General features: G+C 36.4%; 13 protein-coding genes. 11 read left to right on the top strand and 2 right to left on the bottom strand.

The features are described from left to right. The first annotated feature begins 50 nt into the window (after nucleotides 1-50). From BR72_RS18895 to BR72_RS18880, 4 genes are all read left to right on the top strand, one after another. Nucleotides 51-641 carry a CalY family protein gene (locus BR72_RS18895; RefSeq protein ID WP_035435559.1) on the top strand — a complete coding sequence of 197 codons (591 nt, stop codon included), beginning with the start codon at nucleotides 51-53 and terminating at the stop codon, nucleotides 639-641. A gap of 82 nt (nucleotides 642-723) precedes the next feature. Then, nucleotides 724-1,410 (top strand): LPXTG cell wall anchor domain-containing protein, encoded by a 687-nt coding sequence (locus BR72_RS25040; protein ID WP_051957356.1) that lies wholly within the window; start codon nucleotides 724-726, stop codon nucleotides 1,408-1,410. Between the two features lie 514 nt (nucleotides 1,411-1,924). Continuing rightward, complete coding sequence (calY, locus tag BR72_RS18885) at nucleotides 1,925-2,518, top strand: biofilm matrix protein CalY (protein ID WP_035435558.1); 594 nt, start codon at nucleotides 1,925-1,927, stop codon at nucleotides 2,516-2,518. 456 nt (nucleotides 2,519-2,974) lie between these two features. Further along, nucleotides 2,975-5,362, top strand: coding sequence for an immune inhibitor A domain-containing protein (locus tag BR72_RS18880; protein WP_035435556.1), 2,388 nt, complete (start codon nucleotides 2,975-2,977; stop codon nucleotides 5,360-5,362). Between the two features lie 140 nt (nucleotides 5,363-5,502). Here BR72_RS18880 and BR72_RS18875 read toward each other — a convergent pair whose 3' ends face one another. Together BR72_RS18875 and sinI are read right to left on the bottom strand one after the other, a co-directional pair. Continuing rightward, entirely contained in the window at nucleotides 5,503-5,826 is a 324-nt protein-coding gene (locus BR72_RS18875) for a helix-turn-helix domain-containing protein (RefSeq protein WP_035435554.1), read from the bottom strand. Nucleotides 5,827-5,922: 96 nt separating this feature from the next. Continuing rightward, entirely contained in the window at nucleotides 5,923-6,036 is a 114-nt protein-coding gene (sinI, locus tag BR72_RS25865) for a DNA-binding anti-repressor SinI (RefSeq protein WP_141771584.1), read from the bottom strand. Between the two features lie 340 nt (nucleotides 6,037-6,376). Here sinI and BR72_RS18870 point away from each other — a divergent pair, with 340 nt between their 5' ends. From BR72_RS18870 to BR72_RS18840, 7 genes are all read left to right on the top strand, one after another. Then, nucleotides 6,377-8,761, top strand: a complete 2,385-nt coding sequence (locus BR72_RS18870) for an immune inhibitor A domain-containing protein (RefSeq protein ID WP_035435551.1) — start codon at nucleotides 6,377-6,379, stop codon at nucleotides 8,759-8,761. 197 nt (nucleotides 8,762-8,958) lie between these two features. After that, complete coding sequence (locus BR72_RS18865; RefSeq protein WP_035435549.1) at nucleotides 8,959-10,326, top strand: aldehyde dehydrogenase; 1,368 nt, start codon at nucleotides 8,959-8,961, stop codon at nucleotides 10,324-10,326. Between the two features lie 269 nt (nucleotides 10,327-10,595). Next, a complete protein-coding gene (locus tag BR72_RS18860; RefSeq protein WP_035435547.1) occupies nucleotides 10,596-11,579 on the top strand; it encodes an ABC transporter ATP-binding protein in 984 nt (327 codons plus the stop codon). Then, the gene (locus BR72_RS18855) at nucleotides 11,576-12,421 is read left to right on the top strand and encodes an ABC transporter permease (protein WP_035435546.1); all 846 of its coding nucleotides are present in this window, start codon (nucleotides 11,576-11,578) and stop codon (nucleotides 12,419-12,421) included. The genes BR72_RS18860 and BR72_RS18855 overlap by 4 nt, the downstream gene beginning before the upstream one ends. A gap of 6 nt (nucleotides 12,422-12,427) precedes the next feature. Next, nucleotides 12,428-13,228, top strand: a complete 801-nt coding sequence (locus BR72_RS18850) for an ABC transporter permease (protein WP_035435544.1) — start codon at nucleotides 12,428-12,430, stop codon at nucleotides 13,226-13,228. A 117-nt stretch (nucleotides 13,229-13,345) separates the two neighbouring features. Further along, a complete protein-coding gene (locus BR72_RS18845; RefSeq protein WP_035435542.1) occupies nucleotides 13,346-14,398 on the top strand; it encodes a polyamine ABC transporter substrate-binding protein in 1,053 nt (350 codons plus the stop codon). Between the two features lie 158 nt (nucleotides 14,399-14,556). After that, the gene (locus BR72_RS18840; RefSeq protein WP_035435539.1) at nucleotides 14,557-14,736 is read left to right on the top strand and encodes a MerR family transcriptional regulator; all 180 of its coding nucleotides are present in this window, start codon (nucleotides 14,557-14,559) and stop codon (nucleotides 14,734-14,736) included. Nucleotides 14,737-14,744: the final 8 nt, after the last annotated feature.

The following is a 14,744-nucleotide window of genomic DNA, read 5'->3' as shown; positions in this document are numbered from 1 at the left end:
AACTGTAGAGGTTAACATAAAAAATAATGTGTTTTTAGGGGGAATATGGAATGGGATTTAAGAAAAAATTAGGTATGGGAGTAGCGTCAGCAACATTAGGATTATCTTTAATTGGTGGAGGAACATTTGCGTATTTTAGCGATAAAGAGGTTTCAAATAATACATTTGCAGCAGGTACTTTAGACCTTGCTGTAGATCCGACAAAAATTATTGATGTTGATAATATTAAGCCTGGGGATAAGATGACACGTGATTTTAAACTTATTAATAATGGTAGTTTAGATATCAAAACTGTTAAATTATTAACGGACTATAAAGTAATAGATGCAAAAGGTAATAATACAGAAGACTTTGGAAAACATATTCGTGTAAACTTCTTCTGGAATTGGGATAAGCTTAGCGAGCCGATTTTCTCAACAACATTAGCAGATTTAAAAGGAATGTCACCAGATGCAGTTCAAGAAAGTATTTTTGGTAGCTGGTTTGCAGAAAAAGGCGGTTTAAAGCATGGTGATTCAGACTATCTATGGGTACAATATGAATTTGTAGATAATAGTAAAGATCAAAACCAATTCCAAGGGGATAAACTTGAATTGAAATGGACGTTCGAAGCAGAACAAACTGAGGGAGAAGAAAGATAATTTTTTTCTAAAAGGTGGGATAGTCCCACCTTTTTCTATATAGGGTTTTTCTAACATATTTTTGCTTATATGAGGGATGTGTATGAACCGCGAAAAACTTTGGTATGTTTTGATCACTTATTGTGTTATTGTGCTGTTTGTTGGAATTTGTATGGATATGGAGAAAATACAGGCGAAGGAACGTCAGGAAATTGATTTAAGTTTGACACCTAATGAAATGTTATTTGATGTGGTGGACATGAAACCAGGAGATTGGAAGAAAAGGAGTATTCATGTTAGCAATAAACAGGGTGAGGACTTCTCTTACTTTTTAAATTCAGAATTTAATGAAGGTTCAGTTAAATTATATAATGCGCTGCAGCTAGAGATTAGGGCTTCGGACCAATTGTTATATAAAGGAAGTTTGAGTGGGTTTACAAAAAAAGAAAAACGTATATTGGGAAAAGGGAAAAACGAAGAGTTACAATGTATAGTTCGATTCCCTGAAGAATTGGGAAATGATTATCAAGGTTTAAAGGTAAATATGAAATTTGTTTTCTATGCAGAAGATTCGCGCGATATAGTAGAAAAAACAGATAGTGGAAAGAATGATATATCGAATAGAAACGAAGGCAATGGTAATACTGATAGGACTTTAGATCACTCGTATGTAAAACAAAATAAATTACCTAGTACTGGGAGTTTGTATGGAGATATAATGTTAATTTTATTGGGAAGTGGATTGATTATAGTTGCAATATTATTATGGCGAAAAAGAATTAGAGAGTAAAGTAATGGTAACCTAAGGTAGTTCTTCTTGTTAGAAGAAGGAGCTACCTTAGGTTATTTTACGTAACCTGTGTGGTTTTACCTATGAGGAAAGAAGTAAGTTTATTGAGAGATCCATAAATAGAGATATGAGAATGGGATACTAGCAATTGTTTTCCACATCTATTTGAATTGTGATAGAATACAATGTTGTTGAACTCTTTAAGTTTTACAGAATGAATTTTCTTTATTTTTTGACTATTCTAGATAAAAGGGGAGAAAAAATTAGAAAAATAGCGAAAAATAGAATATTGATAAATTAAACGATGAAAAAAGTGGGAATATCTTAATATTTGACACTTTTCTAATACGCCCTTGTTCTTTATAATGAATTCAAAGGGCTTATGAAAGAACATACATAGAGATAATAGGAAGTAGACTGGCACGATTACGTTAAAATGAAGCAATTATTTTATTAGTTACATCTCTTATTTATATAAGAGCTAACAATAAAAAGAGAATTGGGGGAATTTAGAATGGGTCTTAAGAAAAAGTTAGGCATGGGAGTAGCATCAGCAGCATTAGGGTTATCTTTAATCGGTGGAGGAACGTTTGCATTCTTTAGCGATAAAGAAGTATCCAACAATACGTTTGCAGCGGGTACATTAGACCTTGAGCTTAATCCAAAAACAATCGTTGATATCGACAACTTAAAACCAGGCGATTCAGTGAAAAAAGAATTTTTATTAAAAAATAATGGTTCATTAGCAATCAAAGATGTAAAGCTAGCAACTAAATATTCAGTAACTGATAGCAAAGGCGACAATAATGGTGAAGATTTTGGTAAGCACATTAAAGTAAAGTTTATCTGGAACTGGGATAAACAAAGCGAGCCAGTTTATGAAACAACATTAGCTGACCTGCAAAAAGCAGATCCAGATGTAGTTGCAAAAGATGTATTTGCTCCTGAATGGGCTGAAGAAGGCGGCTTAAAAGCTGGTTCAGAGGATTATCTATGGGTGCAATTCGTTTTCGAAGATAATGGACAAGACCAAAATATCTTCCAAGGCGACAAATTGAATTTAGAATGGACGTTCAATGCTTCACAAACTGAAGGTGAAGAGAAATAAATAATGTAATAAAAGCGGAAGGCTTCCTTCCGCTTTTTATTATATATAAATACATTTTGGTTTTCTAACATATAGGTCACGGCTATGCATAACAAAACATGACCTACTCTCGCTTTGTTTTCACATTTCCTGTGACAGAAAGTGTCCCTGACCGCTCCAAGCATGGCCAGACGCTCTCAAGCATCTAAAAAAAGTGTTTTTTCAAGTTGTATTTATATATAAAGAAAAAGAGCACCTTCACAGAAAGCACTCTTCCAGCATCATTTTTTGTCTCCACGTATTAAACTCTACTTTATTAATATTTTCTAAAATAATCATTTTATCCATATATATAATCATATAGAAAATACGTAATTTTTCAAAAGTATTACAAATTTAGAGAATATATTGCAAATTCATGCAATTTTCTTTATTATCTAAATATTAGTACATATTTTGGTTTGGGGAGGAATAGGGATGAAGAAAAAGCCTTTTAAAGTGCTGTCTACGCTTGCGGCGACAGCTGTGCTTAGTTGCACATTTGGATTTGGTAGTCAATCTGTTTATGCAGCAACGCCGTCTAATGTAGGAGCTTTAACGCCAATCGACGATCATTTAATTCCAGAGGATCGTTTAGCAGATGCGCTCAAGAAACGCGGTGTAATTAGTGAGTCTGCATCGAAAGAAGACACATTAAAAGCTGTTGAAAAATACGTAGAGAAGAAAAAAGGCGAAAATGCGGGGAAAGAACCAGCAGCGGGGGATAGTGTCTCGAGAGAAGCTTCTGACTTTTTGAAAAAAGTGAAAGATGCAAAAGCAGATGCGAAAGAAAAAGCAGGTCAACCAACTGGAGGACCTGCAGCTGGAGAAGCTCCGGTTAAAGGTGGACTAAACGGAAAAGTACCAACTTCTTCAGCGAAGCAAAAACAATATAATGGTGATGTTCGCAAAGATAAAGTTCTTGTATTACTAGTTGAATATGCTGACTTTAAGCATAACAATATTGATCAAGAACCGGGTTATATGTATTCAAACGATTTTAATCAAGAACATTATCAAAAAATGCTGTTTGGTGATGAGCAGTTTACACTCTTTGATGGTTCGAAAATTCCAACATTTAAACAATATTATGAAGAGCAATCAGGTGGCAGTTATACAGTTGATGGAAAAGTAACAAAGTGGTTAACAGTTCCAGGTAAAGCAGCGGATTATGGTGCAGATGCTGGCGATGGCGGTCATGATAATAAAGGACCAAAAGGACCTCGTGATCTTGTAAAAGATGCATTAAAAGCAGCTGTAGATAGCGGTATGGATTTATCTGAATTTGACCAATTTGATCAATATGACATAAATGAAGATGGAAATAGAAATGAGCCAGATGGTATTATTGATCATTTAATGATTCTTCATGCTGGAGTTGGGCAAGAAGCAGGCGGTGGTAAATTAGGTGATGACGCAATTTGGTCACATCGCTGGAATCTTGGGAAAGTACATCCAATTGATGGAACAAAAGCAAAGGTGAATAACTGGGGCGGTAAAATGGCTGCATACGACTATACAGTTGAGCCAGAAGACGGAGCAGTCGGCGTATTCGCACATGAATATGGTCATGATCTAGGTCTTCCAGATGAGTATGATACGAAGTATTCTGGTGCAGGTGAGCCAATTCAATCTTGGTCTATTATGAGTGGCGGTAGCTGGGCAGGTAACATTGCAGGAACAACACCGACAAGTTTCTCACCGCAAAATAAAGAGTTCTTCCAAAAAACAATTGGTGGGAATTGGGCAAATATTGTTGAAGTCGATTATGATAAGTTAAATAAAGGTATTGGTTATGCAACATTCTTAGATCAAAGTGTAACGAAATCAGCTCGTCCTGGTATGATTCGTGTTAACTTACCAGACAAAGATGTAAAAGGTATTCAGCCTGCATTTGGTAAGAAATATTACTATAGTACAAAAGGCGATGATCTTCATACGACATTAGAAACGCCAGTATTTGATTTAACAAAAGCAACAAATGCGAAGTTTGATTACAAATCATTGTATGAAATTGAAACAGGCTATGACTTCCTTGAAGTACATGCGGTGGCAGAAGATGGCAAGAAAACGTTAGTGGATCGAATTGGTGAAAAAAATGTGAAAAATGGTATGGACACAACAGATGGTAAATGGGTAGATAAGTCATATGACTTAAGCCAATTTAAAGGTCAAAAAGTAAAATTAGTATTCGAATACATTACAGATGGTGGTTTAGCACCAAATGGATTTACTCTTGATAATGCTGCATTAACTGTCGATGGAAATGTTGTGTTCTCTGATGATGCAGAAGGCGAAGCAAAATTAAAATTAAACGGTTTCGTTGTAGCAGACGGTTTTGATAAGAAGAAAAATAACTACTATTTAGAGTGGAGAAACTACGCTGGTGCAGATGAAGCATTAAAACATGGTCGTGGTCCAGTGTACAATACAGGTCTTGTTGTATGGTATGCAGACTCTAGCTTTACAGATAACTGGGTTGGTGTTCACCCAGGCGAAGGTTTCTTAGGAGTTGTTGATTCTCATCCAGAGGCAATTGTGGGAACATTAAATGGTAAACCAACTGTTGCAAGTAGCACACGATATCAAATTGCAGATGCTGCGTTCTCCTTTAATCAAACGCCAGCATGGGAAGTTGTATCTCCATCACGCGGAACATTTGATTACAAAGGATTACCAGGTGTAACGAAGTTTGATGATTCTAAAACGTATATGAACAATTTAATCCCAGATGCAGGGCGTAAAGTACCGAAACTTGGATTGAAATTTGAAGTAGTTGGACAAGCAGATGATAATTCTGCAGGTGCAGTTCGTTTATATCGTTAATAATGGAGAAGCTGTTGAAAGGAATTCCTTTCAACAGCCAGGGTGTGGAGAATACATTCTCCACACCCTGTTTTTGTGTCTGAATATCTTTTTATAATATAAAGAAAAAGAGCACCTTCATAGAAAGCGCTCTGTCTGCGTCATTTTTTTTGTTGTTTCCACTTATTAAACTCTAAAAATTCACGAAATTGCTCTTTTGAAATACCGGAATGCATGGCTTCTTTAACAAGTTTTATCCACTCAGAGTCCATTGCATGTTCCTCAGTTGGTTCATCATGAAGGAGTACATCAACAGGAACGTGCAGAACGCTAGAAATCTTTTCGAGAAATTGAATCGAAGGATTTTTTTGTAAGTTTCGTTCAATGGAACTAATATATGACTTTGCAACGCCTGCTTTTTCGGCAAGTTCTGTTAAGGAGATGCCTCTTTGTAGACGCAGTCGTTTGATACGTTCTCCAATCATATTAGCGCACCTTTCATACTGTATGTATTCGACTTAAGATGTATTATATTATAACACACTTTTGTTTAGAAAGAACAATGTTGGTTAGCTCTGTGATTATTGACTTTCATGTTTCAAAAATTCAGATACTTCCGTACTAGTTATATTCATATCTAAAGCTTCCAACAATAAATCGACCCATTCTGAATCAAGTAATTCTTTCTTCTCCATTTGCACAAATGACGCCCCCTAGTAATTGCGGTTATAAAAAATAAAAAACTAAAAAATGCACTAATAATAGTAAAAAAACATAAAGCTTATATATATTAAAAAAATTTATAAAGCAGGACAAGTATTTTGTAATTACCTACAAAAATTTTAATATTTTTAGCAAATTTTATCAATATTTTCTTAAGATATTCTCTATAAATTAATAAGTTTTAATATTAAATCATACGGAGTATAGGATTTTTTCAAAAATATTACAAATTAAGACATTATATTGCAAATTGATAGAATTTTCTTTATTATCAAAATATTAGTATGTATTTTGATTTGGGGAGGAATAGGGATGAAGAAAAAGCCTTTTAAAGTGCTGTCTACGCTTGCGGCGACAGCTGTGCTTAGTTGCACATTTGGGTTTGGCAGTCAATCTATTTATGCGGCAACGCCGGCTAATGCAGGAACTTTAAGCCCAATTGATGAAAATTTAATTCAAGAGGATCGTCTAGCAGAGGCGCTCAAGAAGCGCGGTGTAATTAGTGAGTCTGCATCGAAAGAAGACACATTAAAAGCTGTTGAAAAATACGTAGAGAAGAAAAAAGGTGAAAATGCTGGGAAAGAGCCAGCAGCAGGGGATAGTGTCTCGAGAGAAGCTTCTGACTTTTTGAAAAAAGTGAAAGATGCAAAAGCAGATATGAAAGAAAAAGCAGATCAGCCAGCTAGTGGCCCAGTAGCTGGGCAAGAGCAAGTTAAAGGTGGATTAAACGGAAAAGTACCAACTTCTTCAGCGAAGCAAAAACAATATAATGGTGATGTTCGCAAAGATAAAGTACTTGTATTGCTAGTAGAGTATGCTGATTTTAAACATAACAATATTGATCAAGTTCCAGGTTATATGTATGCAAACGATTTTACTCCAGAACATTATCAAAAAATGTTATTTGGTGATGAGCCGTTTACGCTCTTTGATGGTTCGAAAATTCCAACATTTAAACAATATTATGAAGAGCAATCAGGCGGTAGTTACTCAGTCGATGGAAAAGTAACAAAGTGGTTAACAGTTCCAGGTAAAGCAGCGGATTATGGTGCAGATGCTGGTGATGGCGGTCATGATAATAAGGGGCCAAAAGGACCTCGTGATCTTGTAAAAGAGTCATTAGATGCAGCTGTAGCAAGCGGTATGGACTTATCTGAATTTGATCAGTATGATCAATATGACTTTGATGGAGACGGAAATAAAAATGAACCAGATGGTCTGATTGATCACTTAATGGTCATCCACGCTGGTGTTGGCCAAGATGGAGGCGGTGGTAGATTAGGTGACGACGCAATTTGGTCACATCGCTGGAACCTTGGAAACCCATATCCAATTGAAGGAACAAAAGCAAAAGTTGATAACTGGGGCGGTAAAATGGCAGCGTACGATTACACAATTGAGCCAGAGGACGGAGCAGTTGGGGTATTCGCGCATGAATTTGGTCATGATTTAGGTCTTCCAGATGAGTATGATACGAAGTATTCTGGATCAGGTGAGCCAATTAACTCTTGGTCTGTTATGAGCGGCAGCTGGGCAGGTAAAATCGCAGGTACAACGCCAGCAAGTTTTTCTCCGCAAAACAAAGAGTTCTTTCAAAAGAACATTGGCGGAAATTGGGCGAACATTGTAGAGGTTGATTATGATAAATTAAATCGCGGTATCGGTTTTGCGACATACTTAGATCAAAGTGTAACGAAATCAGCTCGCCCTGGTCTAATTCGCGTTAATTTACCAGACAAAGATGTAAAAGGTATTCAGCCTGCATTTGGTAAGAAGTATTACTATAGTACAAAAGGCGACGATCTTCATACGACATTAGAAACGCCAGTGTTTGATTTAACAAAAGCAACAAATACGAAGTTTGATTACAAATCATTGTATGAAATTGAAACTGGTTATGATTTCCTTGAAGTACATGCAGTGACAGAAGATGGTAAGAAAACGTTAGTGGATCGAATTGGTGAAAAGAATGTGAAAAATGGTCTAGACACAACAGATGGTAAATGGGTAGATAAGTCATATGACTTAAGCCAATTTAAAGGTCAAAAAGTAAAATTAGTGTTCGAATATATTACAGACGGTGGGTTAGCACCGAACGGCTTTACTCTTGATAATGCGACATTAACTGTCGATGGAAATGTTGTGTTCTCTGATGATGCAGAAGGTGACACACAATTTAAATTAAACGGTTTCGTTGTAGCAAACGGTTTTGATAAGAAGAAAAATAACTACTATTTAGAGTGGAGAAACTATGCTGGTGCTGACCAAGCGTTAAAATATAGCAACGGTGTACAGTATAATACGGGGCTTCTTGTATGGTATGCAGACTCTAGCTTTACAGATAACTGGGTTGGTCTTCATCCAGGCGAAGGTTTCTTAGGTGTTGTTGACTCTCACCCAGAGGCAATTGTTGGAACGTTAAATGGTAAGCCATCTGTTAAAAATAGTACACGATACCAAATTGCAGATGCTGCGTTCTCCTTTAACCAAGCGCCAGCATGGAAAGTTGTATCTCCATCACGCGGAACATTTGATTACAAAGGATTACCAGGTGTAACGAAGTTTGATGATTCTAAATTGTATATGAACGAATTAATCCCAGATGCAGGACGCAAATTACCGAAACTTGGATTGAAATTTGAAGTAGTTGGACAAGCAGATGATAATTCTGCAGGTGCAGTTCGTTTATATCGTTAATAATGGAAAAGCTGTTGAAGGGGATTCCTTTCAACAGCTTTTTTTATAGAAACATAGTAACTACTCAGTCACTCTATGAAAAAAAGCAGAAAAGCACTTGGAACATAAAAAATAATATTTTACATATCAGTTTATTTTTCTATAAGAAGAAACAAGAAATGTATTATAATATATGATGAAGTAAAGGGGGGAGTTTTATGACGATTGCTTCTATTATAAAACGACAAAAATCCTACTTTTATAGCGGGAAAACAAGAGGAATAGAGGAAAGAAAGAAACAGCTACGCGCGTTATATGAAGGTATTCAGCGCTATGAATCTGAAATTTTTGAAGCGCTAAAGCTGGATTTAAATAAATCAGAGCATGAATCGTATACAACAGAGATTGGCTATACATTAAAAGAAATTTCTTTTATGCTAAAGAATCTTTCTAAATGGAGTAAACCAAAGCGTGTGAAAACGGCAATGACTCATATTGGATCAAAAGGGAAAATTATTCCGGAGCCGTATGGCGTAACGTTAATAATTGCCCCGTGGAATTATCCGTTTCAACTGGCGGTCGCCCCGTTAGTTGGCGCGATTGCGGCTGGAAATACAGTTGTTTTGAAACCTTCTGAGTTAACACCAAATGTTTCTAGCGTTCTTGCAAAAATGTTAACGGAGTTATTTCCACCAGAGTTTGTTGCAGTGTTGGAAGGAGACGCCAATGTGAGCACAGCTTTACTGAAGGAGCCGTTTGATTATATTTTCTTTACTGGTAGTGTGGGAGTTGGGAAAATTGTTATGGAGGCAGCTGCAAAACAATTAACGCCTCTTACCCTTGAGCTTGGCGGCAAAAGTCCATGCATTGTACATAAAGATGCGAAGCTTGATGTTACAGCGCGGCGAATTGTATGGGGAAAATTTTTAAATGCAGGGCAAACATGCGTGGCACCTGATTATGTATACGTTCATTCTTCTATTAAAGATCAATTTATAGAGGAAATGAGAAAAGCTGTGCATGAACAATATGGAGAACAGCCATTGCAAAATGAAAAATATGTTCGGATCGTGAGCAAACGACATTTTGAAAGATTACGGTCATTTTTAGAAGATGGTCAGGCTGTAGTAGGCGGGAATTATGATCAAGATAAACTATTAATTGAACCTACACTTCTTACAGATGTGACATGGAATGATGCTGTTATGGAAGATGAGATTTTCGGTCCAATTTTACCAATATTAGAGTATGACAAGATAGAAGATGTGATAGCAACTGTTCAGGGCCATCCGAAACCGCTTGCATTATATGTTTTCTCTGAATCGCGAGATTTGCAAAAGCAAGTAACACAATCCATTTCCTATGGAGGCGGTTGTATTAATGATGTTGTATATCATCTAGCAACGCCGTATTTACCATTTGGTGGTGTTGGTCAAAGTGGACTGGGGAGTTATCACGGAGAACAGAGTTTTCAAATATTTTCACATTATAAAAGCATTTTATCTCAATCGACAGCATTTGATATGAAAATCCGCTATTCTTCTACAAAAAGTGCTTTAAAATTCATTCGAAAATTGTTAAAATGATGATGGTGTTTATCAATTGGTGCGTCCGTAGGATAAAATCCCCTTCAACACGAAGGGGTTTTTCTATTCAAGGTGTGTACCGTGTAAAATTAAACTGAACATATTACATAAAGTGAAGCTTCTATTAGTGGCGGACGTTCATTCACCACTCATCACGTTCGCATTATGTGATGAAACATCGTTTTTGTTTAGAATAAAACAAAGGTAGTATATATAGAATACTTGGTTATTTATAATTATCAAAAATATGAGGTAGATAGGAAGAGAAGATGAAAAATATTATTAAGGTCGAAGCAGTAGAAAAACATTTTGGGGATCAAGTTATTATTCCGGCTCTTTCTTTAGACATTAAAGAAGGCGAGTTTCTAACGATTCTTGGTCCGAGTGGTTGTGGGAAAACGACGTTACTTCGTATGATTGCTGGTTTTGAAAAACCGACAAAAGGTGTCATTTCGCTTGATGAAGAAACGATTAACGATTTACCGCCTTATAAACGTCATATGAACTTAGTATTTCAGCATTATGCACTATTTCCGCATATGAATGTTGAGAAGAATATTCGCTTTGGATTAAAGATGCAAAAGGTTTCTGAAGCGGAGCAAATAGAACGTGCTGAGGAAGCGATGCGTTTAACTCAGTTAACAGAATTCCGTAATCGGAAACCATCAAAACTTTCTGGTGGACAACAGCAGCGTGTAGCGATTGCACGTGCAATTGTGAATAATCCTCGTGTGTTGTTATTGGATGAGCCGCTAGGAGCACTAGATTTTAAGCTTCGAAAAGATTTGCAGCGTGAGTTGAAAAACTTACAACGAAATCTTGGGATTACGTTCATTTATGTGACGCATGACCAAGAAGAAGCGATGAGCATGAGTGATCGTATTGTGGTTATGAACAAAGGTCATATTGAACAAATTGGAACGCCAAAAGAAATTTATCACAAGCCAGCAACGTTGTTCGTTGCAACGTTTATTGGAGAAAATAATATTGTCCAAACAGGGGAAACATACGTAGCAGTACGCCCGGAAAATGTGAAAATACGTTCCGTGGAAGAGTCATCTAATGAGGGTTATCACTTTGGTCATATTGAGGATATTGAATTTGTCGGAAATATGGAAAAGCTTTATATTCGCGATGAGAAAACAGGCGAGTTGTTTATGGCGTATCAAAGTGCAGACGAAGCGATGCAGTGGAACATTGGTGACAATGTGTCTATAGGTTGGGAGAAAGAAGATGAGGTGACCTTAAATTGAAAAAAGGGAAATTACTTGCATTACCGACAATTGTCTGGTTGCTTATCTTCTTCTTAGCGCCTCTATTGTTTGTATTAGCTTTTTCATTTTTCCAGCGCGGGACGTATGGAACAGTTGAGATGAAATTTACATTAGAGAATATTGGACGTGTATTTGATCCGCTCTATATGGAGACGTTATGGGAAACAGTAAAAGTTGCCGTTATTACAACAGTACTTTGTTTGTTAATTGGATATCCTTTCGCCTATACGGTGACGATTGTTGATCGTAAATGGCGTTCACTTTTACTGCTTCTTGCTACAATCCCATTTTGGATTAACTTTTTAGTCCGCTCATATGCTTGGATTGTTATTTTACGTTCACAAGGGCTTGTCAATACTTTATTGCTGAAGTTAGGTGTTATTAGTGAGCCTTTAAATTTACTGTACAATACACCATCTGTTATTTTAGGGATGGTATATTCACTCTTACCATTTATGATTTTGCCTGTATATGCAGCGATTGAACAACTTGATAAGAGAAAATTAGAGGCGGCATATGATTTAGGTGCAACGCCGCTTAAAGCATTTTGGCATGTAACAGTTCCAATGACGATGTCAGGAATTGCGACAGGATCGATTTTAGTATTTGTGTCGTCTATTGGTATGTTCGTTGTATCAGACGTTATGGGTGGTTCGAAAGTTGCATTAATCGGAAATGTGATTCAAAATCAGTTTTTAGGTGCACGTGATTGGCCGTTTGGGTCAGCGTTATCTATGATTGTTGTGTTATTCTCTGTTCTGTTAATTTACTTATATTATCGGGCTACGAAAGTATATAACTATGGAAACGGAGGGGAATAAACGAAGATGAAAAAGTTTTTAGTCACTTATTCTTGGCTAATTTTATTGTTTCTTTATTTACCGATGATGGTACTTATGCTGTTTTCGTTTAATGACTCACGTATTAATGCGGAGTGGAAAGGCTTTACACTTCATTGGTATACAGATTTATTTCAAAAACAGGATGTAATTGATGCGCTTATCAACAGTTTAACGATTGCAGTTGTCACGACAATTGTCTCTACACTGTTAGGTGTGTTAATCGCAATTGCTTTACATCGTTATAAATATCGTTTTGAAGGTGCAATTAACGGACTTGTTTATTTACCAATTCTCATTCCAGATATTTTAATGGGATTATCGCTTTTAATTTTGTTTAGTCAACTCGGTATTGAACTTGGGCAAATGACAATTATTATTGCTCACATTACATTTAGTATTTCATTTGTTGTTGTCGTATTATCAGCAAGACTTTCCGGTATGGGGCGCGATTTAGAAGAAGCAGCAAATGATTTAGGGGCAACGCCGTGGCAAACATTTCGCTATGTAACGCTTCCGGGGTTAGCACCAGGTATTATTTCAGCGGCATTATTGACATTTACATTATCGATTGATGACTTTGTTATTAGTTTCTTCGTATCAGGTCCAGGATCAACAACATTGCCACTGTATATTTACAGTATGGTAAAACGTGGTATATCGCCTGAAATTAATGCATTGTCGACAATTTTGATTGTTGTAATTGTCGGATTAATGCTCGCTTCTGAGATGTTCCGTAGCAAAGGTGCAGATGGAGAGGAAAATACAGGCGGCCATCTTCCGTTATAATAAAGTGAAACTTCCATCAGTGGAGGGGCATTCCCCCACTGATGGAAAGCCCACCCAATCGAGATAAATCAACGAGTAAAAGATGAATGATGAAGTTCAAACTAGGAGGGAATGCAAATGAAATGGTTGAAAGTAGCTGCAAGTACAGCACTTACTTTCGGAGTTGCTGCAGGGGTGTTAGCAGGATGCGGCGAAAAGAAGGAAGAATTAAATATTTACAGCTGGGCTGATAACTTTGATGAGCAAGTTATTAAAGACTTCGAAAAGAAGTATGATGTGAAAGTGAATTATGATAAGTATGCAAGTAATGAAGAGATGCTTGCGAAATTACAAGCAGGCGGAGCAAAGTATGATTTAGTTCAACCGTCTGACTATATGGTAAAAACAATGACAAAAATGGATCTGTTAGAGCCATTAAACAAAAAGAACATTTCGAATGTAGAGAATCTTGTTTCAAACTTTAAAACACCTCCGTTTGATCCGGAAAATAAGTATTCGATTGTGTATACATGGGGTGTAACGGGCATTGCTTATAATAAAAAATATGTAAAAGAAGCGCCAACAAGCTGGAATGATTTATGGAATGATAAATATAAAGGTCACGTATCATTATTAAATGATTCTCGTGAAGTACTTGGCATGGGGCTGAAAAAACATGGTTTTTCAAATAGCTCAACAAATGATGCAGAGTTAAAAACAGCTTTTACAGATATTCAAAAATTATTACCAAATTTATTAGCGTTTGAAACAGATAATATTAAACAACAATTTATTACTGAAGAGGCATGGATCGGTACTGTATGGTCCGGAGATGCGGCATATATTGCAAAAGAGAATAAGGATGTTGAATACGTCGTTCCAAAAGAAGGCAGTACAATTTGGGCAGATACGTTAGCAATTCCAAAAGGTGCAAAACATAAAGAGCTTGCAGAGAAATTTATTAACTACTTAATGGATCCAAAAGTCAGCGTGAAAAACTATGAATCCATTGGATATAGTAATCCAAATGAAAAGGCTCGTACTCTTCACAGTAAAGAGTATCAAAACAATCATATGATTTTCCTAACAAAAGAAGAGCTAGATCGTACAGAATGGCTTGTTGATGTGAACGGAAAATTAAAAGAGTATGATCGTTACTGGACAGAGCTGAAGACAGGAAAAGAAAAGTAATAAAAAAAGTGCGATTCCTTAGCGGAAATCGCGCTTTTTTATAGCAGGAGATTCCGACAGTTTCAAAAAAATTCATAAAAAGTTATAAAAGATAATAAAAACTACTGCATACACATCCCCTTTTGTCAGAATCTATAACAAAAAGGGAGTTGTTTTTTATGGGAAGAATGATAATAATTAGAGAAGCGGTGGAATTGTTAGGTGTAGACAAACAACCGGTACGTTCTTTGTCTAACAAAGGGTCATTAGAAACAATCATCACTCCCAATGGACATCGATTATATGATATAGATGCAATTGACGCCTTTTTAGGCATTCAAACAAATAAAGAAAAATGAATAAACAA

It is taken from the genome of Bacillus sp. UNC322MFChir4.1, assembly GCF_000746135.1.
Lineage (GTDB): Bacteria > Bacillota > Bacilli > Bacillales > Bacillaceae_G > Bacillus_A.
The sequence above is the reverse complement of the archived record's forward strand: the minus strand, read 5'-3'. Positions and strand labels throughout refer to the sequence as shown.